The sequence below is a fragment of the Sinanaerobacter chloroacetimidivorans genome, assembly GCF_018128545.1.
Lineage (GTDB): Bacteria > Bacillota > Clostridia > Peptostreptococcales > Anaerovoracaceae > Sinanaerobacter > Sinanaerobacter chloroacetimidivorans.
Map to the genome: position 1 here is coordinate 310,140 of NZ_JAGSND010000002.1, position 25,185 is coordinate 335,324.

Here is a 25,185-nt window from a genome sequence, read left to right on the forward strand (position 1 = left end):
AAAAAAGAAGCGGCTGGCTATGTCATGGCAATGACTTCAAAGTCTTCGAATGTACCTCTTTATAGAATCTAACATTCGAAGGCTGAGGGAATTGCCAGGATATAGCCAGCCGCTTCTATTTATGTTCTTTTTCTCTTATTGGCTTTCCTTCATGATCTGAACTGATGCACTGGCCCCAATACGGTCAGCCCCTGCTTCGATCATTTCCATGGTAGTTTTCAGATCTCTGATTCCGCCTGAAGCCTTTACTTCCATAGAATCTCCTACGGTTTTCTTCATAAGTGACACATGATGAGCCGTGGCTCCTGATTTGGAAAAGCCCGTTGAAGTTTTCACGAAAGCAGCTCCTGCCTCACCGGCAAGTTCACAAGCCTTAACGATCTCATCGTCAGTCAGAAGACAGGTTTCCAGGATGACCTTTACGATAGCGTCGTGTTCATCTGCTATTGCCACAACGATATTGATATCATCTCTGACATATTCATAACGCTTTTCTTTCAGTGCTCCCACATGGATCACCATATCAATTTCATCAGCACCTTCATTACATGCCCAATCCGTTTCATAAGCTTTCACATCACTGCTGCAGGCACCTAAAGGAAAACCGATTACGGATGCAATTTTTACATCGCTGCCTTCCAGCTCCTTTTTTGCCAAAGGTACATAGCAGGAATTTACGCAGACAGCATAAAATCCATATTCCTTTGCTTCCTGACATAGTTTGATCACATCTTCTTCTGTTGCTTCAGGCTTTAAAATTGTATGATCGAAATACTGATTTAATTTTTTCATCACTTACTCCTATTTAATAATCTCTCCCAAAACACCGTTTGCGAGGCCGGCAGCATTACCTTCATCGGTATCCAGATGGATCTCGCTTTCATGCCCTTCTCCGGAACGAACAAGAACGTTGTCAAAGACCAATCCTCTTTCACCCTCAAATTTAATGCTTACAATATCTTTATCCTTAACGCCGGCTTCTATAGCCTGGGCAGGAGATAGATGAATATGTCTCAATGCAATGATCGCACCATGGTCAAGAGTCACCTCTCCGACAGGACCAACCAGCTTTAATCCCGGAGTTCCATCCAGTTTCCCGGATTCTCTGATCGGCGCGGTTACCCCGATGGCTCTTGCATCTGTCATTGCAAGTTCTACCTGAGTTTCCGGTCTGGCCGGACCCAGAACTCTAACACCCTTTAAAACGCCTTTAGGTCCTACAATGTCCACCTTTTCTTCACAGGCAAACTGACCAGGCTGCTTTAGAGGCTTGGTGGGTGTCAGTGTATGTCCCTTGCCGAACAAAACCTCAATATCTTCACTCTTTAAATGAAGGTGCTTGTTTGATAATCCTACTTCTGCTTTGTAACCCATTTCCTTTTTCTCCTTTCGAGGAAATCACAAATATTGTATTTGTAGATTTCTACTGCTATTGATATTAAATTATCGTTTACTATTTTGTTACATGACGCTCTGACTTCTGAATAACCGGGATGCCGGTTACTTTGTGCCTTCCTCAAGACAAGTAATATAGGGAAGATTTCTGTATTTCTGATCAAAATCAAGTCCGTAGCCTACGATGAACTTGTTTTCCACTTCAAAGCCCGTATAATCCGCCTTGATGTCCGTTTCCCTTCTTTCCGGTTTATCCAATAAAGTGCATATCTTTAAAGTCTTCGGCATTCTTCCCAGAAGATAATCTCTCAGATAATGCAGGGTTATCCCGGAATCTATGATGTCTTCCACAATGATGACATTCAGGTCTTCGATTCCTGTATCCAGGTCTTTTAAGATTCGAACGACTCCGGAGGTTTTTGTGGAGGCTCCATAACTGGTTACTGCCATAAAATCGATTTTGGTGTCTACCGTAATTTCTCTGATCAAGTCGCTTAAAAACAGAACAGCACCCTTAAGAATACCAATGACCAGAATTTCCTCTCCCTCATAATCTTTTGAAATCTGTGCGCCCAGTTCCTTGATACGCTGTTTCAGTTGTTCCTCTGTTATCACTACTTCTCCGAATGTACAGTTGTTTTCCATCTACTTTTGCTCCTCTTTTACATCTTCCTTTTCCACTTCAAATTTAACGTCGTCTATGATTTTCTTTCCGCGATATTTTTTTTCAGGCTTGACCTCTACCTCTCCCAGCCAGTATTTATCCAGTTCATCCTTCAGATACCAGATGATAAAGGTCCAAAGAACGATATCATCTACAAATCCGAAGAGTAAAATGGGTGCGGGGATCAGATCAATGGGCATGAGAAGATAAAGAATCCCGGCGATGATAATGATTTTTTTTCGCTTCGGGACTGCTTTATCCTTCAAAAAGAATTTGATCGCTTTTATTCTTTTGATCAACACCTGGAAAAAAATAAATTGCATCGCCTTATTCCTCCAAAAGCCTATCCAATTCTACGAAAAGCTCATCATATCCCGTTCTCTTTAAAGAGGAAACCGGGATTACTTTATCTTCCGCAGAAAGTCCCAGGGTCTTTCTTATCACCCCGATATTTTTGCTCAATTCATTTCTCGATATTTTATCGGCTTTGGTCGCCACCACGATCCCGTCCAGTCCGTAATGCTTCAGCCATTCGTACATCTGGACATCCTGGGCTGTTGGGGTGTGCCTGATATCAACCAATTGAATAACTTTCAACAAACTATGCCTGCCTGCAAGATAGCTTTCTATCATATCTCCCCAATTTTCCGTAACGGACTTGGAAACCTTGGCATAGCCATAGCCAGGCAAATCAACGATGCGAAAGCTGTCATTGATTTGATAGAAATTGATGGTTCTGGTTTTTCCCGGGCTGCCGCTGACTCTGGCAAGATTTTTTCTGTTCACCAGTAGATTCAGCAGTGAGGATTTTCCAACGTTAGATCTTCCTGCAAAAGCGATTTCCTTCATCTCATCTTCCGGATATTGGCTTTTTTTCACTGCTACTGCTACCAGATCGGCTTTTTTAATGATCATCTTTTGTTTCCTTATATCATATCCTAAGCATTCACGATGATTCAATGATTATCATCATCGAGTTCTACTTTTTTCATTAAAGCATGTTCCAAAGCTTCACTCACGTTATTAATCAATACAAATTCAAGCTTCTTTCTCACATTTGCAGGGATTTCTTCGATATCCACGGCATTGTCTGCAGGCAGAAGCACCTTCTTGATTCCGGCTCTGTGTGCAGCCAGTACTTTTTCTCTGATTCCGCCGACAGGAAGAACTTTGCCTCTCAGGGTAATTTCACCTGTCATGGCGACATCTTTCCTCACAGGAATCTGCGTTAAAGTGGAGATAATGGCTGTACACATGGTTACTCCGGCAGAAGGACCGTCCTTTGGTGTAGCCCCTTCCGGAATGTGAATATGCAGATCATTTTCTTTATAGAAATCCTCATTGATGCCAAGCTCTTTGCTGATGGAGCGAATATAGCTGATTCCTGCCTTCGCAGATTCCTGCATCACCTCTCCAAGCTGTCCGGTCAAGACCAGTTTTCCATTACCGGGAATCAAGGTAGTTTCAATAAACAGAGTGTCGCCGCCCACTACTGTCCAGGCAAGACCTGTTGTTACACCGATCTCGTTCTCCCCTTCTATAATATCATATCGATACCTCTTTTTGCCAAGATAAGATTCAATATTATTGGCAGAAATTCGAATTCTTGTGGCATCACCCTCAACGATCTTCCTGGCAGCCTTACGGCATACGTTGGCAATTTCCCGTTCCAGGTTTCTGACGCCGGATTCCCTTGTATAATAATTGATAATGCTTCTTATGGTGGTCTCCGACACGGTGAGGTTTTCATCCTTCAATCCATGCTCTTTAATTTTTTTAGGTACCAGATACCGCTCGGCGATTTTCACCTTTTCTTCTTCCGTATAACTGGGTACCTGAATCACTTCCATTCTGTCCAGCAACGGTCTTGGAATGGTATCCGTGGTATTTGCCGTTGTAATAAACATAACCTGAGATAGATCAAAGGGAATCTCAAGGTAATGATCTCCGAATTCTTTATTCTGTTCCGGGTCAAGGACTTCGAGCAGCGCAGAGGCAGGATCTCCTCTGAAATCCGCACCGATTTTGTCAACCTCATCGAACAGGAATACCGGATTCTTGGTTCCTGCTTCCTTGATAGCTGAGATCACTCTGCCGGGAATGGCACCGATATACGTTCTTCTATGGCCTCTGATCTCCGCTTCATCCCTGACACCACCCAGAGACATTCTTACAAATTCTCTGTTTACAGCTCTGGCAATGGATCTGGCCACAGAGGTTTTTCCTACACCCGGCGGACCTACCAGACAAAGAATGGGGGCCTTCATGCTTTTAGACAACTGCATCACCGCTAGATATTCGAGCACACGCTCTTTCACCTTTTCCAGGCCGTAGTGATCTTCGTCCAGAATTTTCTGTGCCACCTTCAAATCTATGGTGCCTTTTGAGGTTTTATTCCATGGCAACGCCAAAATCCATTCAATATACGTCCTGATGACGCCGCCTTCGGCGGAAGAGGGCTGTATCTTTGACAGACGCTTGATCTCCTTCTCCACCTTTTCCGAAATTTTCGGAGCCAGCTTCAGCTTTTTCAACTGCTTCAGCCACTCATCGATTTCGTCTTCAATGGCACCATCCTGCCCCAGTTCCTCCTGAATGGCTCTCATTTGCTCTTTCAGGTAATATTCCCGCTGAACCTTGTTGATCTGAGAACGAACCTTAATATTGATATCCTGTTCAATGGTCAGGATCTCTATTTCTTTGCTGAGGATCTCATTTAAAATTTCCAGTCTCTCTTCCGGGTCGAAGGCTTCCAGGATTCTCTGCTTCTCATCGGTTTTTATGTCCAGATGGGAGGTTATGATATCCGCCAGTCTGCCCGGCTGATCTATGGAAGCTACTGAGGGGAAGATATCCTGAGAAACCTTTGGATTGAGATCCAGATAGGTCTCAAAATTCCCCAGGGTTGAACGCATCAAAGCAACAATTTTTGCCGGAAGCTCATCATACTCTTGTTCTGCAATTTTCTTAATGGCACATTTGAAATATGGCACCTCGAAGATGACATCCCGGATTTCTCCTCTGCTGACGCCTTCCACCAAAACTCGAATTGCATCCCCTGGTAATTTAAGCATTTGCTTTATTTTAGCAATGGTTCCTATTTTATAAAAATCATCATGTGTCGGAAGATCTGTGTCAGCATCCTTTTGTGCTGAAAGAAATACCAATTGATTCATCATCATGGCCTTTTCCAACGCACTGATGGATTTTTCTCTCCCTATATCAAAATGAAGCACCATATAAGGGAAGATAGACAAGCCCCTAAGAGGAATCATCGGCATGTTTTTCACAGAAGCATCTTTCACTTCTTCTTCTTCCTCTGCTTCCTCGGAAATTGCTTCTCCAATCTGCCCCAGTATTCCCTCCGGCTCCTCTGCAAAATCTGCTTCAGCCGCTTCCTGCAGGCTCTCTTTCTCTTCTTTCAGTTCTTCTTTTTTTCTGCCCTTTTTCTTTTCCTCTTTTTCTGTCATATTATCCTCCTGTTTCAAATCCCCTTTGAAAAATAATTCCGGCAAAAACAGTGAATCCGTATATCATTCTGAACAAAAACAGGCGGCATAAAGCCGCCTGTTCTTATGATGCAGTCTCTTCGTTCTTCTTGTTTCGTTTTGCCTCTACAAGCACTAGCGCCGGCCCCGTGTTATAATCAATTGTTCCTTTTGTTATGATACACTTTCTGATGTCCTCTCTCGATGGGAGTTCATACATAATATCTGTCATAACGTGCTCTAATATACTTCTTAGACCTCTGGCTCCCGTTTTTCTTTCGATTGCTTTTTCCGCTACTCTGGAGATGGCATCATCTTCAATCTCCAATTCTACGCCATCCATCTGGAACAGCTTTTTATACTGCTTCAGAATCGCATTCTTTGGTTCTTTAATGATGCGTACCAAAGCTTCTTTTGATAATTCATCCAAGGTTACCATTACCGGCAGTCTTCCGATGAATTCGGGGATTAAGCCGTATTTCAGCAGATCCTCCGCCTGCACCTGTTTCAGGATTTCAGAAGCTTCCATCTTCGAGGATTTGATATCTGCATTAAAGCCGATGGTCTTCTCTCCAACTCTTCTTTGAATGATCTTATCCAAGCCGTCAAAAGCCCCGCCGCATATGAACAATACATTGGTAGTGTCAAACTGGATAAAATCCTGATGCGGATGCTTCCTGCCCCCCTGAGGAGGTACACTGGCGACGGTGCCTTCCAAAATCTTCAGCAGCGCCTGCTGAACGCCTTCCCCGCTTACATCTCTTGTGATGGAAGGATTTTCGGATTTTCTGGCAATTTTATCAATTTCATCTACGTAGATGATTCCTTTTTGCGCTTTTTCAATGTCGTAATCCGCTGCCTGAATCAGTTTTAGCAGAATATTTTCAACGTCCTCACCAACATAGCCGGCTTCTGTCAACGCAGTAGCATCGGCGATGGCGAAAGGAACGTTCAAAATTTTTGCCAGGGTTTGTGCCAGCAGTGTTTTGCCCGATCCGGTAGGACCGATCATAACGATATTACTTTTTTGAATTTCTACGCCGTCATTATCTAATTTACCCAGGCTGTTCACTCTTTTGTAATGATTATAAACAGCAACTGCCAGAGATTTTTTGGCATTATCCTGATCTATGACATAGTCAGACAGGATGCCGGCAATCTCTTTGGGTTTCGGCAGTTCAAACTTAGCAGATGAATTGCCGGATTCATCCAGAGAATTTGAAAATTCCTCTTTGATGATATCCTGGCAAAGTTCAATGCATTCATCACAAATATATACATTTGGTCCAGCCACAAGTCTTCGCACTTGATCCTGCGGCTTTCCGCAAAATGAACATTTCAGTTGTTTTGTAGCATCATATTTGCTCATGCGCTAAACCCCCTTACTTTCTTTTCATTACCTTATCTATAATCCCATACTTTACTGCGGCTTCTGCATCCATGAAATTGTCTCTGTCGGTATCTTTTTCTATTTGTGTGAGATCCTGACCGGTATTTTCACTTAAGATTCTGTTTAATTTTTCTCTTGTCTTTATGATATGATCCGCATGAATTCTGATATCTTCCGCCTGACCATTGATTCCTCCTAAAGGCTGATGAATCATAATTTCAGCATTCGGCAGTGCAAATCTCTTTCCCTTCGCCCCTGAAGAAAGTAAAAATGCACCCATGCTGGCAGCCATTCCAATACAAATCGTCGAAACATCCGGCTTAATATATTGCATTGTATCATAGATGGCCAATCCTGCCGTTACTGAGCCGCCTGGGCTGTTAATATAGAAGTTGATATCCTTATCCGGATCTTCGGATTCCAGGAATAAAAGCTGAGCCACTATAAGACTTGCCGTATGTTCATCAACAGCCTCACCCAAGAATACGATTCTATCCTTTAAAAGTCTCGAATAGATATCATATGACCTCTCACCTCGATTGGTTTGTTCTACCACCATTGGTATCAGTGTCATTTCATCTACCCCCTTTTCACTCATTATAGTACTGTTTTTGCTAATTAAAGATTAGTATTCTATTTTATATTACTATATATTACTCAACTATAGCATTTTCAAACATGAAATCAACAGCTTTTCTCATTTTAATATCTTTTTCCAGATACATCATGTTTTCAGCTTGCATAGCTTCCTTCAGTTTTTCAACTTCCATCTTATACTGGTCAGCCATGGCTTTTAATTCTGCGTCGATTTCTTCCTGAGAAACCTCAAGTTTCTCAGCATTTGCAACTGCTTCTACAACCAATCTGGTCTTTACTTTCTTATGAGCATCTGCTCTGAGTTCTCCTCTGAATTCCTTCGGATCTTTCTGCAGATATTCAAAATACTTCTGAAGGTCAAGTCCCTGGTATCTGAGCTGCTGATCAAACTCCTGCATCATTTCGTCAATCTGATCCTCTACCATGATTTCAGGAATGTCAATTTCATTGGCTTCATAAACCTTTTCCAAAACAGCATTCTTTGTTTCATATTCCGCTTTGGATGCAGCAGTTTTCTCCAGCTTTTCTCTGGAATCCTTTTTCAGTTCTTCCAGTGTGTCAAATTCACTGACATCCTTGGCAAATTCATCGTTCAGCTCAGGTTTTTCGGTTTCTTTGATCTCATGAACCTTGCACTTAAATATGGCTTCCTTGCCTGCAAGATCAGTGCTGTGATATTCCGTTGGGAAAGTCACCTTAACGTCTCTTTCTTCTCCGACAACAGCACCCACCAGCTGTTCTTCAAAGCCTGGAATAAAAGTGCCGGAACCAAGGGTCAGAGGCTGTCTCTCAGCGGTACCGCCTTCAAATTGTTCTTCTCCGACAAATCCTGCATAGTCAATGAGCACCGTATCTCCATCCTGTGCAGGTCTCTCTACCGCTACCAGTCTGGAATTTCTCTTCTGCAGAGATTCCAATTCTTTATTGACATCTTCATCCGTAATCGCATGCTCTACTTTCGTAACTTTTACCCCTTTGTAATCCTTTACTTCAAATTCAGGCTTTACAGTAACAGTAATGGTAACCTTGAAGCCCTCGCCCTTTTCAATTTTATCAAAGTCAGCAGATGGTCTGTCAACCGGGTTGATTGCAAGCTCATCAAGAGCTGCCGGATAACCCTTGGAGAACATCTGATTAATAGCATCTTCAAAAAATACGTCTTCTCCGTAACGCGCTTCTATGAGTTTTCTTGGAGCCTTCCCTTTTCTGAAGCCGTCCACTACATATTTACCCTTGGTAGCCTGATAGGCATCATTTACTGCCTTCTCAAATTCTTCTGCAGTAAATTCCATTGTGAACTTTACTTCATTTTTTTCTTTTGAGATAAAAGTTGATTTCATTTATTTCATCCTCCTAATATTATAAACATCTATAAGACCAATGGATACCCATTGGTCTGAAACGCATAATGCGCGCATATTATTATACCTTTTCAATTATGTAATGTAAAGGGTTATTAAGAAAGAAGCAATTTTTTCTCTCCGCTCTCCTTTAAGGACAAAATGCAGTTTGCCGCTTCCGCCGAAGACGTATAAAAAAGATAGCTGTTTTCACAGCTATTTTTTTCTTTCGTTTTATTGTTTACGTTCCATACTATTTTTAAACATGTAAAGGTAAGCTTCTCTTCTTATCCGATATATTTATTCTCTTCCAAAAGCTTTAACCCTCTTGCATATTTGCTCCGGTCCTCGGCTGCCAAGCCATACTTTTCAGCTAAAACCGCGCCTATATTTCTTACATCTTCTTTTTCCCCTGAAAAAAGCTCTATTTCCATTTCGCAAATCGGAAGCGTTCCGAAATCAGTAATGATATCTCCTTCGTCAATGGCCACCTCACAGATGCTCTTGCCTGTATCTACCCGAAGCTTGCTTCTTAAAAACCGGGTTTCCAGCAGGCTGTGCAACGGTTTGCCTTTCACCAGCTCTATCATATACTGACCGATATCACTTTCTTTAAAAATTTCTGAATCCGGCATGATGAAACAAGCCTCATCATTCACCGGAACATTGATTTCTTCTCTGGTATGAAGTCCGTCTACGCTTTCTCCATTCCACTTCAGTGAAGCAACGATACGGTTGCCTTCCATACGAATACGAAAAGCAATATCATTTTTTGATAATATATAATCGTCAGTGTCAAAGTATGAAGCCTTCATAAAAACTTTTTCTCTTGAGTCTTTCTCTTCTATGCCCAAAAGATACTCATCATCCCAAATGCGCTTAGCAGTCTCTTTATCCCCTATGCTGTACTTCATTTCAATTTCCATATCTCGTCTTTCCTTATATCCTTATCTTACGCACTTTGCTTCTATATGAACTTATGTCTTTTATGTCATATAATATTACCATAATCAGTCATAAAATACAACTGAAAAAGAGGGGCGCTTTTGTGAATTCTATGTTCGCGGACTGTAATAATTTCCTGTTTGCTGGAAATAATGGTTGGTAAGAGCCAATCAACCATTGATGAAATGATAAAATTAACGGAGGTACCCATGAAATTAGAAGGAACAAAAACGGATCAAAATTTAAGAAATGCTTTTTCCGGCGAATCAGAAGCCAGAAATAAATACACATATTTCGCTTCAGTTGCAAGAAAAGAAGGTTACGAACAAATCGCCGCCTTTTTCGAAGAGACAGCCGGAAACGAAAAGGAACACGCAGAAATCTGGTTTAAAGCATTGAACGGAATCGGAAATACAAAGCAAAACCTGAAGCATGCTGCGGAGGGTGAGCATTACGAATGGACCGACATGTATGCCGGCTTTGCAAAGGATGCAAAGGAGGAAGGGTTTACCAATTTTGCTTATCTGTTTGAAAAAGTCGCCGAGATCGAAAAGCACCATGAAGAACGATTTCTGGCACTTCTCCACAATCTGGAAAGCAATGCCGTATTTGAAAAACCGGAAACAGTCACTTGGATCTGCAGAAACTGCGGACATATCATGGAGGGAACAAAGGCTCCCGAGGTATGCCCGGTCTGCCAGCATCCACAGGCCTACTTCCAGGTAAAAGCTGAAAACTGGTAAGGTTTTTTATAGAAAATACCGGATATAAGCGTTTTCCTATATCCGGTATCTTTGCCTTTAGAAGTATTTTATTTTTTCAATATACAAAGATAGGTATCCTTATTTTATGCACTTCTGGATAGCCTTTTCATAAATGTCCAGACCAGCTTCCAGCTGCTCGTCTGTTACACAGAGAGGACAGAGGAATCTGATAACATTTCCGTATGTCCCTGCACTTTCAAGAAGAAGACCATGCTGAACAGCTTCATTTACGATAGCATTTACGAGGTCTGCATTTGGCTTCTTTGATGCTTTGTCCGTAACAAATTCAACACCCATCATAGCGCCAACGCCTCTGACATCTCCGATTACTTCATATTTTTCTTTCCATTCATTGAATCTCTTCATGCATTTATCTGCGATCTTCAACGCTTTTCCAGGATAATCTTCTCTTTCCATTACTTCGATAAGCTTTAAAGCCGAAGCACAAGAAACAGGGTTACCGCAATAGGTTCCGCCGATAGTACCAGGGGTAACGGCATCCATGATTTCTGTTCTGGCCGTTACTGCGGAAAGAGGAAGTCCACCTGCGATGGATTTCGCACTGGTCATAATATCAGGAGCACAGCCTGCTTCTTTATAATATTCGGAAGCAAACATTCTGCCGGAACGTGCAAAGCCCGTCTGTACTTCGTCGGTAATCATCAGAATGCCATATTTATCACAAATTTCTCTTACAGCTTTTACCCATTCTATCGGAGCCGGTACGAATCCGCCTTCTCCCTGGATCGGTTCAAATACGATGGCTGCAACATATTGAGCAGGAGAAGCATCCACAAACACTTCTTCCAGTTTTTTCACATAATATTCAATGGCTTCTTCATCTGTTAAGCCTGCAGGTTTTCTATACATATTCGGGAATTCAGCTCTGTAAATACCATCCGGGAATGGACCCATACCGATAGCGTATGCTTTTTTCGCCGTCATGGTCATGGTCATCATGGTTCTGCCATGGAAAGCACCGGAGAAAACAATAATATTTGGTCTTCCGGTATAGCTCTTCGCAATTTTTACAGCGTTTTCATCAGCTTCGGCACCGCTGTTAACGAACATGGTTTTCTTGGAATCTCCTTTTACAGGAACGATGCTGTTCATTTTTTCAGCAAGTTCTATGTATCTCTCATGAGTGGTGATGTTCATCATTGCATGGAAATATTTTTCAGTTTGTGCTTTTGCCGCATCAATAACCTCAGGATTGCTGTATCCGATATTCAGTACGCCAACTCCGCCAATCCAGTCGAGGAAAATATTGCCGTCAACGTCTTCGAACATAGCTCCTTCACCTCTGGCGATTACGCATGGGTAAATGCATTTGATTGCATTGGGCATTGCTTTAGCACGTCTGTCGATAATTTCCTTTGCCTTTGGACCCGGGAGCGGAGTAACTATTTTTGGTAAAGCATCTCTTAACATTTTTTGTATCCTCCTTTTTTTCCATATGTCAATAATAGATTGTACATATGCTTTTTAAAAACGATTGAACTAATGTTGGCAAAAGCCAATTGTATGATTTGATTCCATTTCTTGTAGCATACAAATTTCATGCCGAAGAAATATTTTATTGAAAAAAATTATTATATCAGAAAACCCTTGCAATTTCAGGGCTCTAAGGACTACTGCAAATTCACTTTTTATGATTGTTTACAAAAGTGGAAAAAAACTTCTCACATATGAGAAAAAAGCATCCTCTTTTTTCCTATTTTATATCCAATTCTGCAAGTTTTCGGTAAAGGGTCGCTCTGCTGAGGCCCAGTTCTTTGGCCACTCTATCCTTAGCATTGCTGTTGCTTCCATACTTTTTCAGTTTCCGTAAAAGAATTTCCTTTTCATAAAATCTTACCTGCTCGCTAAGGGGCAGATCACTGTCTTCAATTTGTATTAAATTGAGTTCATCCTTTAACAATCTTGCGGGAACCGCGTCGATACCTATGGTATCGCCAAAAGCCATGTTGGTGCCGTATTCCACTGCATTTTCCAGCTCTCTGACGTTTCCCGGCCAATCATAAGACTCGTAAAGACGCTCCACCTCTTCCGTAAAGCCTTTGATCTTTTTATTCATAAAGGTATTGTATTTATTCAGGAAGTGATACATCAGCAGTTTTATATCCGATCTCCTGCCGCGTAAAGGCGGAATGGTAAGGGGAATGACACTAAGCCGGTAATAGAGATCCTCCCGGAAGGTACCTTCCCGTATCATTTCTTCCAAATCTTTATTGGTAGCTGCAATCACTCTTACATCTACGATGATGACCTTGTTGCCCCCAACTCTTTCAAACCTCATATTTTGGAGTACATGAAGAATTTTTACCTGGAGATGCAGGGGCATGTCTCCGATTTCATCAAGAAAAATGGTCCCTCCGTTGGCCAGTTCAAACTTTCCGAATTTTCCTTTGTCATTGGCCCCTGTGAAGGCGCCTTTTTCATATCCGAACAGCTCACTTTCCAGCAGATTCTCGGGTATGGCGCCGCAGTTTACCGTTATGAAAGGTCCCTTGGCTCTGGAGCTGGAATAGTGTATCGCTTTCGCAAACATCTCCTTTCCGGTGCCGCTTTCTCCTGTAATCAAAACGGTGGAATTTCCCCTGGCAGTAATAAGCGACTGGTTCTTAGCCCTTCTGATCGCCTCGCTCTCTCCCATGATATCATCAAAGGTATACTTCAGCGCTCTGGTATTGATATTATAGACCAGTTTCTGTGCCTCTTCAATATCACGAAAGGAAATAACAACTCCTGCCACTTTGCTTTCCGTAAAGAAGGGTTTTGCCGTCACGATAAAATGGAAGCTGCCTCTGTCATTTGTGTAGACCTCTTCATTTTCCGTGTAGCCGTTGCCGGAACGCAGCACTTCCAAAGCAGGCGTACCCCTCATAAATTTACTGATATGGCTGCCGATCATATCGTCCTTGGTAGTTTTAAAAAGTTCTTCGGCCATATAGTTGCAGTGCCGGATATAGCCTTTGCTGTCAATGGCAAAGATCCCTTCATGGGTGGTTTCCAGAACAGTCGCCATCTCGTTCATGCTCAGCTCGATATTATTCAGCGCTACTTTCTGCATTACCTTCGCTGCCAGTAAATCTGCCATCTTTTCAACAAAGGTTACCATACTTCTGTTTTTATCTAAAAGAATTGCCTTCTGTTGTTCATTTAAAGCAACTAAACCAATAATCCCAATGATCTGGTTGTCCGATTTAATCGGTGTACAGATTTCGGCCAGTTCATTATAGCCATCACCGGGATTTCCGTAATATTGATCACTGATTGCATCTGCTACATACTCCGTCATTCCGCTTCTTAGTACTCTTGCATAAAGGTAGTTTCCGTCCAGCTCTCCAGCTTCTTCCTTTTGGCCGATCCTGTTTGTATATACGGCTGTGCCTCCCACTATCGTGAGCTGGTTGTCTACGATTTCTACCTCAACACCGATGGCAATGGCAATCGCTTCCGCCACCTGCTGCACACTTGGCGCAATTTCTTTCAATAAAGACATCTGATCCTCCTGACACAACTCAAGAATTAAGTATTTCTGTATATTATACCAAATTTTTTTGTTTAGGAACAGATTTGAGACAAATTTCTTATTTTTAATAATCATTGTTCCGTTCGGCGGCTTTGCTCGCCGCTGTCCTTTTGGCCAAATCAAGCGAGTTTGGGGCAAATCAAGCGAGTTGGGCAAAAATGCTATGAAATGATGAAAGGCCGCAGCAAAAAACAGCAGCCCTTCAATCATTACACATGTTATGTTACCGGATTGTTTTACTTGATTTTACCATATCTATAATATCTCTGCCTCCGAGTATGGTAAGCATAAAGATCATCACGACACCTACCACAAATGCAATCCAAACCATCCCCAGGCCCATAGCCTGATTGGAGAAGAAGAAAGATAAGATATAATGCAGGGCAAAAATGGTAAATACGACAACCCAGAAAGATTTCCAGCCTGAAGTTTCTGCTCCGAGCCATCCAAAAATACCTTCTCTTGTCTGTTTATCTTCTTCCCGGATAAGGTTTGTAGTCTTCATTTCTTCACCAAGCACTTTATAGCTGGTAGCTTCAGTCAGCTCATATTCAGGTTTCGTAGCCAGACTGACAATGATCATCATGGGAATGGATACCAAAAGTCCGATATGCGCCGCATGCAAGCCATATACGAGAGATCCGGGGCTTCCCGTTGTCACCCATGCCATCATTGCCCAGGAAAAGGCCGCAAGTCCCCCGCAGATCGTGGAAGCCAATGCCCCTTTTGTGGTAGATCTTCTCCAGAACCATGCGCTTATGGTGGTGGCAAACAATCCTGAAATACCGATTGCCTGTGCCAATACCCAAAGAGGAACTAAGATCGGCAGCCACAAAGCACTTACGATACCGATAACGACTACGACAACCAGCGAGATCCTGCTTGCCAGTATGGTTTGTTTGTCTGTAGCTTTCTTATTGATGCACTTTTGATAGATGTCTCTGGTCAGTATGGTTACACCGTTCATGGCAAAAGAAGAGCCGCAGGAAATAATGGTCATTAACAGACCAACAAGAATGACTACCCCCATTGCCGTACCGGTGAAATGAATCGCGAACCAGGAATAAAGAGCATCTCCAGTGAGCCCCTCCGGAACAGATATTTTTCCGGTGGTCGCCCCTACAAGGATTGCCATGCCGGCTAAAAATGGAAGGACGTTGTAATAGGAGCCGCCTAATACCGCCAGCATGCCGTTTGAACTTACTTTTGGTGATTCCCCTATGTATGACCACATATAAATCCACGGATCCACCAGGTAGAATAAACCGAGTGTCAAAAGATAGACGGTGAATACGGAAGGATTAATCGCCCAGAAGTTGACGAAGTTTTCCGGCAATATCTCATAAAATGCATTTGTTACCGTGGTCGGATCGCCGATGGCCTTGAAAGCAGCTAAGGAAAAAAGGATGATGCCCGCCGACTGCAGCACAGATTGGAACCATTGCGTAATGAGTGCGGAATACTGTCCTGCGGTAATAAGATAGAACAAAATAATGGCTGCGGATGCAATAACTCCAATTTTAATACTCGTACCAAAGACAATGTTCATTACAACCGCTATGGCAAGGAACTGCATTCCTGTTAAAAACCCCGGCCTCATAAAGCCAACGATAGCGACAGGCAATCTTAGGGATTCACCATATCTTGCACATACAAAATCCGCGATGGTGACTGCGCCTGTTTTTCTTCCGAAATAGTTTAATCTCCTCGAAAACAAAACAATAAACAGCGCACAGCCGGACACGACGAACAAGGATGCCCACATACCGGATATTCCCGAGGTGAATCCTATCCCTACATATCCGGAGACGCTGGCGCCTCCCACATATCCCCCAAGATAAGCCGTAGCCAGAAGCCAAAAAGGTGCTTTTCTTCCGGCCAGCAAAAAGTCATCTGCCGAAGTTGCCAGTCTCTTAAACCAAATTCCCGCACCAATAAATGCAATAACTAAAATGATCAGGACGATCATGGAAATTGTTACGGTACCCATTTCAGTTCTCCTTTCTTTTCTCTTTATAATATGAAAGTTATCTTTCATTCCTCAGTCATCTGCAAACGGATGACAAATGCTTCATTCACCGATACTTGCTCATAATGTCTGCATTTAAGCCGACCGGTGCTTTATAATCTTCAGGCAGGAGGCAGGTATACGATCTCCCATCCAGTCTTTCGTCAAATTCTTCTTTTGCTCTTTTCAGCACATCCTTTTCGCAGATAAGCTCAACAGCTGAAAGCGCGATGACTTTTGCAGCCGTATCCATGCTTTTCTGACCCATGGTATCAGCAGCACATCGAGCCACACCCCAGTGATGCCACCCGGTATTCTCCGGTGCCATTGCAATCCATGGGGCGGCATATGGAGCATTCCAGCTGTATTCCGAAGTATCGCATACCACTGTGTATCCGCCTTCAAATGGCAGAATTTCAGTGGCAAGTCCAGTCTGGGGAATACCCATTTCCTGCTGAATCTTTTTCGCGGCCTCTTGTTCTTCCATCGTAAATGCGGGAGGGCCCACCCGAAGAAAGTTTTGATGAACCACTTCTGCAAGCACCTTATTGGGAATCTTGTGATGAGTGGCTGCAATCAGCTCCCTTTCTACCTCCGTTTCCGTTGACATGGCAGCGCCCTTTGCACATTTTGTAATGCGTTCCAGTGCATTTCCGGCATCTTCCGTTGTAATGAATCTTCCGACATACCACGCCGTTGTCGTATCCGGAACGACACTGGGAAACTCCGGCCCGGTGTTTGTCAACGTGTAGTTAATGGTATTTGCAGCATCCGGCGGGCAACCCGGATAAATATGTTCTCTCAGCATTTCCACAGCGTGTGCCTGCAGCATGGCTGCATCCAAAGCGCTTCTGCCATGCCAGGGCGAATTGCCGTGGGCGGTCTTCCCCTTGAAATGAAACTTCACACTGAAATAGGCGCAGCAGCTGTCATAATTCGCTTTATTATAGGACCATGGGTGCCAGTCTAAAATAGCATCAAATCCCTCAAGACAGCCCTCTTTTCCCAGAAACGGCTTACCCAGGCACAGTTCTTCCGCAGGCGAACCCAACACTTTTATGGTTCCCGGTAATTTATACCGCACCATGGCTTCTTTGACCGCTATTGCGGCCTTGACTCCCGCACTGCCCAGAAGATTATGCCCGCAGCCATGCCCTGGCGCCCCGGTTTTTATGGCTGTCTTTGTCAGGTCGGAATCGCTCTGTGACAGGCCCGGCAAAGCATCATATTCCGCATTGATTCCAATCACAGGTTTTCCTTCACCAAAGGCTGCAATAAATGCCGTTGGCATTCCTGCCGCATTTTTCTCTACAATAAATCCGTTTTCTTCAAGCAATCTTATTAATATGGCTGAAGATTTAAATTCTTGCATGGATAATTCGGGGTTCTCCCAGATTTCTTTTGCCGCCAGGTGGTATTTCTCTTCGTTGCTATCATTCCATACCATAAGAAAGTGTTTTATTTCTTCCAGTTTATCAGACATGTAGGAACTCCTTTCACGCTTTGTACAAGCCAGCTAAGAATTAGTTAATTCATATATGAATTATTTTTGTGATATCACAATCTATAATCCGCAATATTTATGCCAATCCAGAGCAAAGCCCTATTCATTTTACCGAAATGTCTGAAAATTCACGATGCAGCACTAAAAAAAAATACCTCGTGTAAAATTTACATTTCTACGCAAGGTATTTTTAATTCATTTATGGCTTATGTAATTCATTCTTGAATTGATTCAATATATTTTTTGATCTTTCTGTATGCGGTTGCCTGGCTGATTCCTAATTCTTTCGCCACCTTATAGCTGCTCTTATACTTCTCATAGGTTTTGACGATCAAATCACGTTCCATTTCATCTATGGCACAGGATAGTGTTAGTTTTCTGCCGCTGTTTGTATTTTGCTCATTTTGAGCCTCCCGATCTCCGGTCTCCTCCGGGTCTCTTTCTTTCAACAGATAACTCGATTCATTGGTCACCACTACCCGTTCGATATAATTTTCCAATTCGCGCATATTTCCTTTCCACGGTCTTTTCATCAGACTTTCCAGGAAACCTTCCGTGATTTCGAAATTTTTATTGTACTTTTTCAGATATTTATCCAGAAAGAACAGCGCCGCCGGTTTGATATCCGCTTTCCTTTCTCTTAACGGAGGGATGACGATGGGAATTACATTCAACCGGTAATATAAGTCTGAGCGAAATTTTCCCGCTTCCACCTCGGCCTCCAGCATCTTATTGCTGCCAGCAATAATTCTGGAATTCATGGTGATTTCCTTAGTGCCTCCGACTCTGGTCAATTTTTTATTTTGCAGAAAATGCAGGAGCTTGACCTGCAGCAGCAGAGGCAGCTCACTGATTTCGTCCAGAAACAAAGTCCCGCCGTCACTCAGTTCAATCAACCCTGGCTTTCCCTTCCGATCCGCTCCGGTAAAAGCGCCGCCTTCATAACCAAACAGCTCCGATTCCAAAAGTGTCTGAGGAATGGCACCGCAGTTGATTTCCATCATTCTGTTTTTACTGCGGCTGCTGCTTTCATGGATATATTTTGCCACGACACTTTTCCCGACGCCCGTCTCTCCTGTAATCAATATGCTGGATTCCGTATTCTTAATCATATTCGCCAGATTGATTACTGCTTTCATTTCATCGCTCTCGGCAATGATCTTTGGAACCGCTTCCTGAAAGCTGCCGGCTAATTTCTGGTTGTTGGCAATATAGGATGTCAGAGTCTTTACCATTTCCATTGGAAAAGCGTTGGTGATAACCCGGAATAGCTTCCCATTTTCGTTAAAAACAGGAACTCCGGTTACGATGATATCTCCGCCGTCGTTAATTCTTTGCAGTACGGAAACACTTCTCTTCTCTTTTAGAGCCAGGCGGCAAACCGAAGGTTTGAAAATTCCTTCCTCTTCGATGTCGGTAACGTTCCTGCCAAGGACCTCCTCCCGGGAAAGGGCAGCAATCCGTTCAAAGGATTTATTGACTCTTAAAGTTCTTCCCTCTCCGTCGGCTACAAAAATGCTATCCGGGCTGCTCTCGAAAATCTGATTCAGTTCCTTGCTGGAGTTGATAATCGTATCAATCGCTTTTAACGCTTCTTCCGGAGTGGAAGGCTTCCTTTCCAGCAATTGATTTTCAGGCAGGCAAAATCCGATTTTACCGATCACATGTCTGTAAGATTCAATTTTATCGAGGATTTCCTTATAAAACTCTTCCAACGTCATTTCGAATTCTCCTACCGCCGGGACTTATTGTCCATCCGGCCTCATCAGCAGGGATTTGATCCTGTCGTTAAGCATTTGCAAGGCCACTATATTATAGCCCCCCTCAGGAATAATGATATCCGCATTCTTCTTGCTGGGTTCCACAAACTGCTCATGCATCAGTTTTACCGTGGTCATATACTGATTGATGACAGAATCCAGGCTTCTTCCCCGTTCCCGCACGTCTCTGAGGATTCTTCTGATAATTCTCACATCCGGGTCGGTATCGATGAAAACCTTGATATCAAACAAGTCCATAAGATCTTTATTTTCAAATATCAGGATACCTTCCACAATAATCACTCTTGCAGGCTGTACCGTAACCGTTTCTTTCTTTCTGTTATGAATGACAAAATCATAAACTGGCCGTTCAACGGGATCTCCGTTCCTCAGCTGCTTGATATGTTCTACCATTAAGTCGGTATCGAAGGAATTGGGATGGTCATAATTCAACTTTTCCCTTTCCTCAAAGGGCAGATGGCTGTTTTCCTTATAATAAAAATCATGGCTGAGAATGGTAATCTCATTATTAAATTCTTTTTTAATACGATTGATCATCGTTGTCTTACCAGAGCCGGTTCCCCCTGCAATTCCGATAATAATAGCTTTACTCATTGGCGGCCTCTTCCTTTGTAACCGTTGAACCAAGCTGAATTGAGCTTTTCTCCAGCTCCAGGATGATATTTGAAATTTCCCGGATCCGCTCACCGGAGGCACTGTCATTTACTGCCAAATGGGTATTGTATAAGATGGTTTCAAGCTCATCGTGGATCCTGGAAAGCTTGTCTTTCACCTGCATCATCTGCTCTTCCGTGGCCACTCTGCTCCTCACATCTTCGAGGCTGACCCGTACATCTTCATCCAGATTATATTCGGATACATCTTCCACCACGATGCAATCATAACCCAAGGTTTGTTTTACTAAAAAAGAAAATCCAGTTTTGGAGGATTCTTCTCCATGAACTAAAAATGTCTTCTTCGGCGGTCTTTGAAATCCTGACAGCCATTCCAGCAGGCCATCCCGGTCTGCGTGGCCGGAAAATCCCTCTAAATAATAGATTTCAGCATTGATATGTATCTTCTCTCCGAAAATGGTAACATCTTTATCCCCATTCACAATGGATCTGCCGAGGGTGCCTTCTGCCTGGTATCCTACAAATACCACACTTGTCTTCGGATTCCATAGATTATGCTTCAAATGATGCTTTATTCTGCCGGCTTCACACATGCCGCTGGCAGAAATAATAATTTTAGGCTGGGTATTAAAGTTGAGCTGTCTGGATTCTTCACTGGTTCTGGTAAATTTCAAATTTTTGAAATCCAGAGGGTTGTCGCCTTTCAGGATGTATTCTCTCGTCTCGTCATCGAACACCTGGGCATTCCTTCTGAAGATCTCCGTTGCACTGGTGGCAAGAGGGCTGTCTACATAGACCATTACCTTATCCAATTCTTCCTTGTATTCCTCATGCTGTTCATAAAACATATTTAATTGATAAATCAGCTCCTGGGTACGCCCCACAGCAAATGATGGAATGATTACATTTCCGCCTCTCTTAATTGTTTTTAATATGATGTCGATAAATTGTTCCAGGCTTTTCACATTGGACTCATGAACCCGGTCCCCATAAGTGGTTTCCATGATCAGATAATCAGCTTCTTCTATCGTTTGCGGATCCCTTAATATAGGTTTGTTTTTTACTCCAAGGTCTCCTGAAAATACGATTTTGGTTTCTTTTCCGTTTTCTCGGATCCATAGCTCCGTGATTGCTGATCCCAGAATATGACCGGCATCATGAAATCTTAGATTGATGTCCTGATTGACTTCAATCATCTGTCCATAAAGTACCGGCTGTAAATACTCCAAAGAAGCAACCGCGTCATTGAAGGTGTAAAGCGGCGTCACCATTGCTTTTCCTGACCGTTCGGCCTTCCGATTGGTCCATTCCGCTTCTTTCTCGTGAATATATCCGCTATCCTTCAACATGATATTAACCAGGTCTGCAGTGGCATCGGTGCAGTAAATCTTTCCTTTGAAACCACGGTTTGTAAGCAGCGGAATCCTTCCGCTGTGATCTATATGGGCGTGGCTTAATATCACGAAATCAATCTCCCTGGGATCGAAACCCAAATCTCCGAAATTCAGCTCGTCTAAAGCCTTGCTTCCTTGAAACTGACCGCAATCAAACAGTATTTTGTATCGATCCGTAGTGATAAGATGGCAGGATCCGGTTACAGACATTGCTGCTCCTAAAAACTTGATATTCATCATTATTTCCCCCTATTATGAAACTTATGACTGCTTCTGTCATCATTATACATCGGATAAAATAAAAAACAAAACAAAAAAAGAAGCTTTCGTCTTTATGTCTTCTACAGCACCTTGCTTAAAAAGCTCTTTGTTCTTTCATTTTGAGGATTCCCATAGATTTCTTCCGGCGTACCCTGTTCTACGATGACACCTTCATCCATAAACAGAACCCTGTCCGCCACTTCCTTGGCAAAGCCCATTTCGTGGGTCACGATCACCATGGTCATTCCCTGATGGGCAAGATCTCTCATAACCTGCAGTACTTCTCCTACCATTTCAGGATCCAGGGCTGAAGTAGGCTCATCAAAGAGCATGATTTCCGGCTTCATGGCCAGGGCTCTGGCAATGGCCGCACGCTGTTTCTGCCCGCCGGACAGAGAGGAAGGGTAAACCCGGGCCTTATCCTGCAAGCCGACCATTTTAAGCAGCTCCAAGGCTTGCTTTTCCGCCTCGGCTTTTGGTACTTTATTGATCCGAATCGGACTGATGGTGATGTTCTCCAAAGTGGTCATATGGGGAAAGAGATTGAAATTTTGAAACACCATGCCCAGCTTTTGACGAATCTTATTGATATTCGCCTCTTTTCTGTTGATTTGTTCTCCGTCTATCATTACGACTCCCGAAGTAGGAGATTCCAACAGATTGATGCACCTTAAAAAAGTGCTTTTTCCGGAACCTGACGGTCCGATGACACAAACCACTTCATTTTCCCGGATGGTTTCCGTAATGCCCCGCAATACTTTCAGGCTGCCGAATTCTTTCGTCAGATTATTTACCTCTATCACTTTGTGCCATCCTCCTTTCCATATATGCTACAATTCTGGACAGCGGTATGGTTATGGTCAGATAGACAAAGGCTGTTCCCAGATAGGCAGGCCATGCATCAAAGGTAGCCGCTGCCCACAGCATACTTTTTCGGGTCACCTCTTCGATTGCAATAACACTCAAAATTGCCGTCTCTTTTAACAAGGCGATAAATTCATTGGCCAGTGCCGGAAGAATGATTCGAAATGCCTGAGGAATAATGATAAAACGCATGGCTTGCACATGATTCATTCCCAGGGATCTGGCCGCTTCCATCTGACCTTTGTCCACCGCCTGAAGGCCGCTTCTTATGATCTCTGCCACATAGGCGGAACTGTTGATTCCGCAGACCAGGATCGCTGCTATGACAGGATTTTCCCATTTGAACTCAAACCCCCGGCTCAGGAGCAGCATAGGGATGCCGTAGTACATAATCAGGACCTGTACCACCAAAGGCGTTCCCCTTAAAATCTCCACATAAACTGAAAAAATACCGCGAACCACCTTATTCTGTGACATCTTGCCCAAAGCCACAAAGAGTCCGATGATTACCCCGAGCAAAACGGCAAATATGGTGATTTGCATCGTAACGGAAATTCCGCTGTATGCAATTTTAATTCCTTTTAAATAAATTTCCAACGACGTTCTCCTTCTTTTAATTTGTATGTCTGAAGCAAGAAAGCCGATATTTGTGATTTCCTTGCATAAGTTTACCATCAATTCGATCCGCAAATTGTATGGGCTGATAACAGACAGAAAGTTTGCCCTGAGGCAAACCTTCCGCTCTATTATACTTCAATTTCTTATTTTTGAATAGACCTATCATACTTTTTATTCAAACCATTTTGCATATATTTCATCAAAGGTTCCGTTGTCGATCATATTCTGCATACCGGTGTTGATCTTCTCCAAAAGTTCTGTATTGCCTTTCTTTACGGCATAACCGTAGGATTCAGCATTTAATACGTCACCAACGATCTCTATCGTTCCTGGTTTTGCATCCATATAAGCCTTGGTTACAGGAAGGTCGTTGATCAATACATCAATGGTTCCGTTCAACAGATCCATTACGGCAACGTCTAATCCGTTGTAGATCTTTGCTTCCTTAATTTTTCCGGTTTCATAAAGCTCCGTTGCCAGATCCGCTCCGGTTGTACCGATTTGCCCTCCTGCTTTCATATCTGCAGTCAGATCGTCAATGCTCTTGATCGCTGTATTTCCTGCTTTTACTGCCAAAACCAGTCCGGAATCATAATAAGTTGTTGAAAAATCAACTTTTTCTCTTCTCTCTTCACTGGCATTCATGCCGGAAGCGATAATATCAATATTACCAGCCTGTAATGCCGGGATCAGTCCGTCAAATCCCATGTTGACCCATTCCAGCTTAAATCCCTGATCCTCAGCAATTGTGTTCATTAAATCATAATCAAAACCATCCAGTTCCTGGGTTTCTTCATTAATTGTATCAAACGGAGGGAACGTCGGTTCCATAGCTACTTTATAGGTAGGAATATCCGCCGTATCGTCCGTTGCTGCTTCTTTTCCGCCTCCGCAAGCTGCAAAGGATAAAACCATAACCAATACCAATAATACTGCAAATAATTTCTTCATATTCATGCCTTATAAACCTTTCTTTCTTATACTAGCTCGCCCAATTTGCGAAGCAAATTGCCGGCGAACTTATGCAAGGAAATCACAAATCTTCGATTTGTAGATTTCTACTGCTTTATGTAGTCTCATTGGGAAACTTTATTATATGTATAATTATACATTATTTAAAATATTTATGCAATACTTTTTTATAATGAAAAAAAGAAAACTTTAAAAGAATTATAAAACGCATGACTCTCCGTTTTCTTTCTTTCAAGTTTTCTTCTTTCATGTTTTCTTTATCGTTGGTTTTTCTATTTATTTATGAATCTTATTCCATTTCATAATTGCCTTCCATCGCAAAGACTGTTTCTTCACAGATATTGGTGGCATAGTCTGCAATTCTCTCAAGGTGCGCTGCAATGAACAGAAACATAACGCTCTGATTCGCCTTTTTAGCATCTTGATCAACGATACCCATCAGTTCATCATAGATGTTTCTGAAAAGTTCATCTACTTCTTCATCCGCTTTCCAGACCTTTCTGGCAAGCCTGAGATCCTTGTTAACAAAAGCATCAATGGCATTCTTCACCATTCTGGCGGACATATCCGCCATTCTGGGGATATCCACCAGCTCTTTGATGTAGGTTTCGTTTTCAAAACGCAGCGTATATTTTGCAATATCCTCGCAGTGATCCCCGATTCTTTCCAGATCACGTACCATCTGCATAATGGAAATCATATAGCGTAAATCCCCTGCAAGGGGCTGCTGTGTTGCAAGAAATTTTAAACACTTATCTTTAATTTTATCTTCCAAATCATCGATTCCTTCATCCCCGTCAATGATTTGCCTGGCCAGATCGGAATTCTTTTCCGCCAGAGACTTGATTGCATTTCGTATGGTTTCTTCAACCAAGTTGGTCATATCCAACAATTCATTTGTTATGACAGATATTTCATGATCCATTTGCGGTCTTGCTGCCATCATCCAAACCTCCCCGTAATATAATCTTCTGTTTTCTTGTCACTTGGATTCGAAAAAATAACTTCTGTTTTGTCCGTCTCGATTACCTTGCCGCTTAAAAAGAAAGAG

General features: G+C 42.7%; 22 protein-coding genes and 1 pseudogene. 1 reads left to right on the forward strand and 22 read right to left on the reverse strand.

Features of this window, described 5'->3' with window-relative positions:
- Positions 1 to 135: 135 nt before the first annotated feature.
- From deoC to KCX82_RS04555, 10 genes are all read right to left on the reverse strand, one after another.
- Complete coding sequence (gene deoC, locus KCX82_RS04510; protein ID WP_227017250.1) at positions 136 to 792, reverse strand: deoxyribose-phosphate aldolase; 657 nt, start codon at positions 790 to 792, stop codon at positions 136 to 138.
- 9 nt (positions 793 to 801) lie between these two features.
- Positions 802 to 1,374, reverse strand: coding sequence for a phosphate propanoyltransferase (gene pduL / locus KCX82_RS04515; protein WP_227017251.1), 573 nt, complete (start codon positions 1,372 to 1,374; stop codon positions 802 to 804).
- Between the two features lie 126 nt (positions 1,375 to 1,500).
- The gene (gene hpt / locus KCX82_RS04520; protein ID WP_227017252.1) at positions 1,501 to 2,040 is read right to left on the reverse strand and encodes a hypoxanthine phosphoribosyltransferase; all 540 of its coding nucleotides are present in this window, start codon (positions 2,038 to 2,040) and stop codon (positions 1,501 to 1,503) included.
- The gene (locus KCX82_RS04525; protein ID WP_227017253.1) at positions 2,041 to 2,382 is read right to left on the reverse strand and encodes a YkvA family protein; all 342 of its coding nucleotides are present in this window, start codon (positions 2,380 to 2,382) and stop codon (positions 2,041 to 2,043) included.
- Between the two features lie 4 nt (positions 2,383 to 2,386).
- Positions 2,387 to 2,974: a ribosome biogenesis GTP-binding protein YihA/YsxC gene (yihA, locus tag KCX82_RS04530; RefSeq protein WP_227017254.1), complete on the reverse strand. Its 588-nt coding sequence runs from the start codon at positions 2,972 to 2,974 to the stop codon at positions 2,387 to 2,389.
- Positions 2,975 to 3,015: 41 nt separating this feature from the next.
- Complete coding sequence (lon, locus tag KCX82_RS04535; RefSeq protein WP_227017424.1) at positions 3,016 to 5,340, reverse strand: endopeptidase La; 2,325 nt, start codon at positions 5,338 to 5,340, stop codon at positions 3,016 to 3,018.
- Between the two features lie 292 nt (positions 5,341 to 5,632).
- Positions 5,633 to 6,916, reverse strand: coding sequence for an ATP-dependent protease ATP-binding subunit ClpX (gene clpX / locus KCX82_RS04540; protein ID WP_227017255.1), 1,284 nt, complete (start codon positions 6,914 to 6,916; stop codon positions 5,633 to 5,635).
- 13 nt (positions 6,917 to 6,929) lie between these two features.
- Positions 6,930 to 7,511 (reverse strand): ATP-dependent Clp endopeptidase proteolytic subunit ClpP, encoded by a 582-nt coding sequence (gene clpP, locus KCX82_RS04545; RefSeq protein WP_227017256.1) that lies wholly within the window; start codon positions 7,509 to 7,511, stop codon positions 6,930 to 6,932.
- Positions 7,512 to 7,590: 79 nt separating this feature from the next.
- Positions 7,591 to 8,874, reverse strand: a complete 1,284-nt coding sequence (gene tig / locus KCX82_RS04550) for a trigger factor (protein ID WP_227017257.1) — start codon at positions 8,872 to 8,874, stop codon at positions 7,591 to 7,593.
- Between the two features lie 287 nt (positions 8,875 to 9,161).
- Positions 9,162 to 9,800 (reverse strand): CYTH domain-containing protein, encoded by a 639-nt coding sequence (locus tag KCX82_RS04555; protein ID WP_227017258.1) that lies wholly within the window; start codon positions 9,798 to 9,800, stop codon positions 9,162 to 9,164.
- A 228-nt stretch (positions 9,801 to 10,028) separates the two neighbouring features.
- Here KCX82_RS04555 and rbr point away from each other — a divergent pair, with 228 nt between their 5' ends.
- A complete protein-coding gene (rbr, locus tag KCX82_RS04560) occupies positions 10,029 to 10,562 on the forward strand; it encodes a rubrerythrin (RefSeq protein WP_227017425.1) in 534 nt (177 codons plus the stop codon).
- Between the two features lie 99 nt (positions 10,563 to 10,661).
- On the opposite strand, the gene KCX82_RS04565 is transcribed toward rbr, so the two are convergent.
- The 12 genes and pseudogenes from KCX82_RS04565 to pstB form a co-directional block, all read right to left on the reverse strand.
- Positions 10,662 to 12,014: an aspartate aminotransferase family protein gene (locus KCX82_RS04565; protein ID WP_227017259.1), complete on the reverse strand. Its 1,353-nt coding sequence runs from the start codon at positions 12,012 to 12,014 to the stop codon at positions 10,662 to 10,664.
- Between the two features lie 283 nt (positions 12,015 to 12,297).
- Positions 12,298 to 14,088, reverse strand: coding sequence for a sigma-54-dependent Fis family transcriptional regulator (locus KCX82_RS04570; RefSeq protein ID WP_319633331.1), 1,791 nt, complete (start codon positions 14,086 to 14,088; stop codon positions 12,298 to 12,300).
- 253 nt (positions 14,089 to 14,341) lie between these two features.
- Positions 14,342 to 16,108: a sodium:solute symporter family protein gene (locus tag KCX82_RS04580; protein WP_227017260.1), complete on the reverse strand. Its 1,767-nt coding sequence runs from the start codon at positions 16,106 to 16,108 to the stop codon at positions 14,342 to 14,344.
- An 85-nt stretch (positions 16,109 to 16,193) separates the two neighbouring features.
- The gene (locus tag KCX82_RS04585) at positions 16,194 to 17,609 is read right to left on the reverse strand and encodes an amidohydrolase (protein ID WP_227017261.1); all 1,416 of its coding nucleotides are present in this window, start codon (positions 17,607 to 17,609) and stop codon (positions 16,194 to 16,196) included.
- A 236-nt stretch (positions 17,610 to 17,845) separates the two neighbouring features.
- Positions 17,846 to 19,351 (reverse strand): sigma-54 interaction domain-containing protein, encoded by a 1,506-nt coding sequence (locus tag KCX82_RS04590; RefSeq protein WP_227017262.1) that lies wholly within the window; start codon positions 19,349 to 19,351, stop codon positions 17,846 to 17,848.
- A gap of 24 nt (positions 19,352 to 19,375) precedes the next feature.
- On the reverse strand, positions 19,376 to 20,005 hold the full coding sequence (udk, locus tag KCX82_RS04595) for a uridine kinase (protein ID WP_227017263.1): 630 nt from the start codon (positions 20,003 to 20,005) through the stop codon (positions 19,376 to 19,378).
- Positions 19,998 to 21,659 carry an MBL fold metallo-hydrolase RNA specificity domain-containing protein gene (locus KCX82_RS04600; RefSeq protein WP_227017264.1) on the reverse strand — a complete coding sequence of 554 codons (1,662 nt, stop codon included), beginning with the start codon at positions 21,657 to 21,659 and terminating at the stop codon, positions 19,998 to 20,000. Before KCX82_RS04600 ends, udk begins: the two co-directional genes overlap by 8 nt.
- 101 nt (positions 21,660 to 21,760) lie before the next feature.
- Positions 21,761 to 22,483, reverse strand: coding sequence for an amino acid ABC transporter ATP-binding protein (locus KCX82_RS04605; RefSeq protein WP_227017265.1), 723 nt, complete (start codon positions 22,481 to 22,483; stop codon positions 21,761 to 21,763).
- Positions 22,467 to 23,141 (reverse strand): amino acid ABC transporter permease, encoded by a 675-nt coding sequence (locus tag KCX82_RS04610; RefSeq protein WP_227017266.1) that lies wholly within the window; start codon positions 23,139 to 23,141, stop codon positions 22,467 to 22,469. Before KCX82_RS04610 ends, KCX82_RS04605 begins: the two co-directional genes overlap by 17 nt.
- 192 nt (positions 23,142 to 23,333) lie before the next feature.
- Positions 23,334 to 24,113, reverse strand: coding sequence for a basic amino acid ABC transporter substrate-binding protein (locus KCX82_RS04615; RefSeq protein ID WP_227017267.1), 780 nt, complete (start codon positions 24,111 to 24,113; stop codon positions 23,334 to 23,336).
- Positions 24,114 to 24,423: 310 nt separating this feature from the next.
- Complete coding sequence (gene phoU / locus KCX82_RS04620; protein ID WP_227017268.1) at positions 24,424 to 25,077, reverse strand: phosphate signaling complex protein PhoU; 654 nt, start codon at positions 25,075 to 25,077, stop codon at positions 24,424 to 24,426.
- A pseudogene (gene pstB, locus KCX82_RS04625) lies at positions 25,077 to 25,185 on the reverse strand (phosphate ABC transporter ATP-binding protein); the annotation flags it as partial. The gene phoU and the pseudogene pstB, both read right to left, overlap by 1 nt.

Excerpts from the sequence above, each read along its gene's own strand:
- deoC (WP_227017250.1), bottom strand. The coding sequence starts at position 792 with ATGAAAAAATTAAATCAGTATTTCGATCATACAATTTTAAAGCCTGAA.
- pduL (WP_227017251.1), bottom strand. The coding sequence starts at position 1,374 with ATGGGTTACAAAGCAGAAGTAGGATTATCAAACAAGCACCTTCATTTA.
- hpt (WP_227017252.1), bottom strand. The coding sequence starts at position 2,040 with ATGGAAAACAACTGTACATTCGGAGAAGTAGTGATAACAGAGGAACAA.
- KCX82_RS04525 (WP_227017253.1), bottom strand. The coding sequence starts at position 2,382 with ATGCAATTTATTTTTTTCCAGGTGTTGATCAAAAGAATAAAAGCGATC.
- yihA (WP_227017254.1), bottom strand. The coding sequence starts at position 2,974 with ATGATCATTAAAAAAGCCGATCTGGTAGCAGTAGCAGTGAAAAAAAGC.
- lon (WP_227017424.1), bottom strand. The coding sequence starts at position 5,340 with ATGCCGATGATTCCTCTTAGGGGCTTGTCTATCTTCCCTTATATGGTG.
- clpX (WP_227017255.1), bottom strand. The coding sequence starts at position 6,916 with ATGAGCAAATATGATGCTACAAAACAACTGAAATGTTCATTTTGCGGA.
- clpP (WP_227017256.1), bottom strand. The coding sequence starts at position 7,511 with ATGACACTGATACCAATGGTGGTAGAACAAACCAATCGAGGTGAGAGG.
- tig (WP_227017257.1), bottom strand. The coding sequence starts at position 8,874 with ATGAAATCAACTTTTATCTCAAAAGAAAAAAATGAAGTAAAGTTCACA.
- KCX82_RS04555 (WP_227017258.1), bottom strand. The coding sequence starts at position 9,800 with ATGGAAATTGAAATGAAGTACAGCATAGGGGATAAAGAGACTGCTAAG.
- rbr (WP_227017425.1), top strand. The coding sequence starts at position 10,029 with ATGAAATTAGAAGGAACAAAAACGGATCAAAATTTAAGAAATGCTTTT.
- KCX82_RS04565 (WP_227017259.1), bottom strand. The coding sequence starts at position 12,014 with ATGTTAAGAGATGCTTTACCAAAAATAGTTACTCCGCTCCCGGGTCCA.
- KCX82_RS04570 (WP_319633331.1), bottom strand. The coding sequence starts at position 14,088 with ATGTCTTTATTGAAAGAAATTGCGCCAAGTGTGCAGCAGGTGGCGGAA.
- KCX82_RS04580 (WP_227017260.1), bottom strand. The coding sequence starts at position 16,108 with ATGGGTACCGTAACAATTTCCATGATCGTCCTGATCATTTTAGTTATT.
- KCX82_RS04585 (WP_227017261.1), bottom strand. The coding sequence starts at position 17,609 with ATGTCTGATAAACTGGAAGAAATAAAACACTTTCTTATGGTATGGAAT.
- KCX82_RS04590 (WP_227017262.1), bottom strand. The coding sequence starts at position 19,351 with ATGACGTTGGAAGAGTTTTATAAGGAAATCCTCGATAAAATTGAATCT.
- udk (WP_227017263.1), bottom strand. The coding sequence starts at position 20,005 with ATGAGTAAAGCTATTATTATCGGAATTGCAGGGGGAACCGGCTCTGGT.
- KCX82_RS04600 (WP_227017264.1), bottom strand. The coding sequence starts at position 21,659 with ATGATGAATATCAAGTTTTTAGGAGCAGCAATGTCTGTAACCGGATCC.
- KCX82_RS04615 (WP_227017267.1), bottom strand. The coding sequence starts at position 24,113 with ATGAAGAAATTATTTGCAGTATTATTGGTATTGGTTATGGTTTTATCC.
- phoU (WP_227017268.1), bottom strand. The coding sequence starts at position 25,077 with ATGGCAGCAAGACCGCAAATGGATCATGAAATATCTGTCATAACAAAT.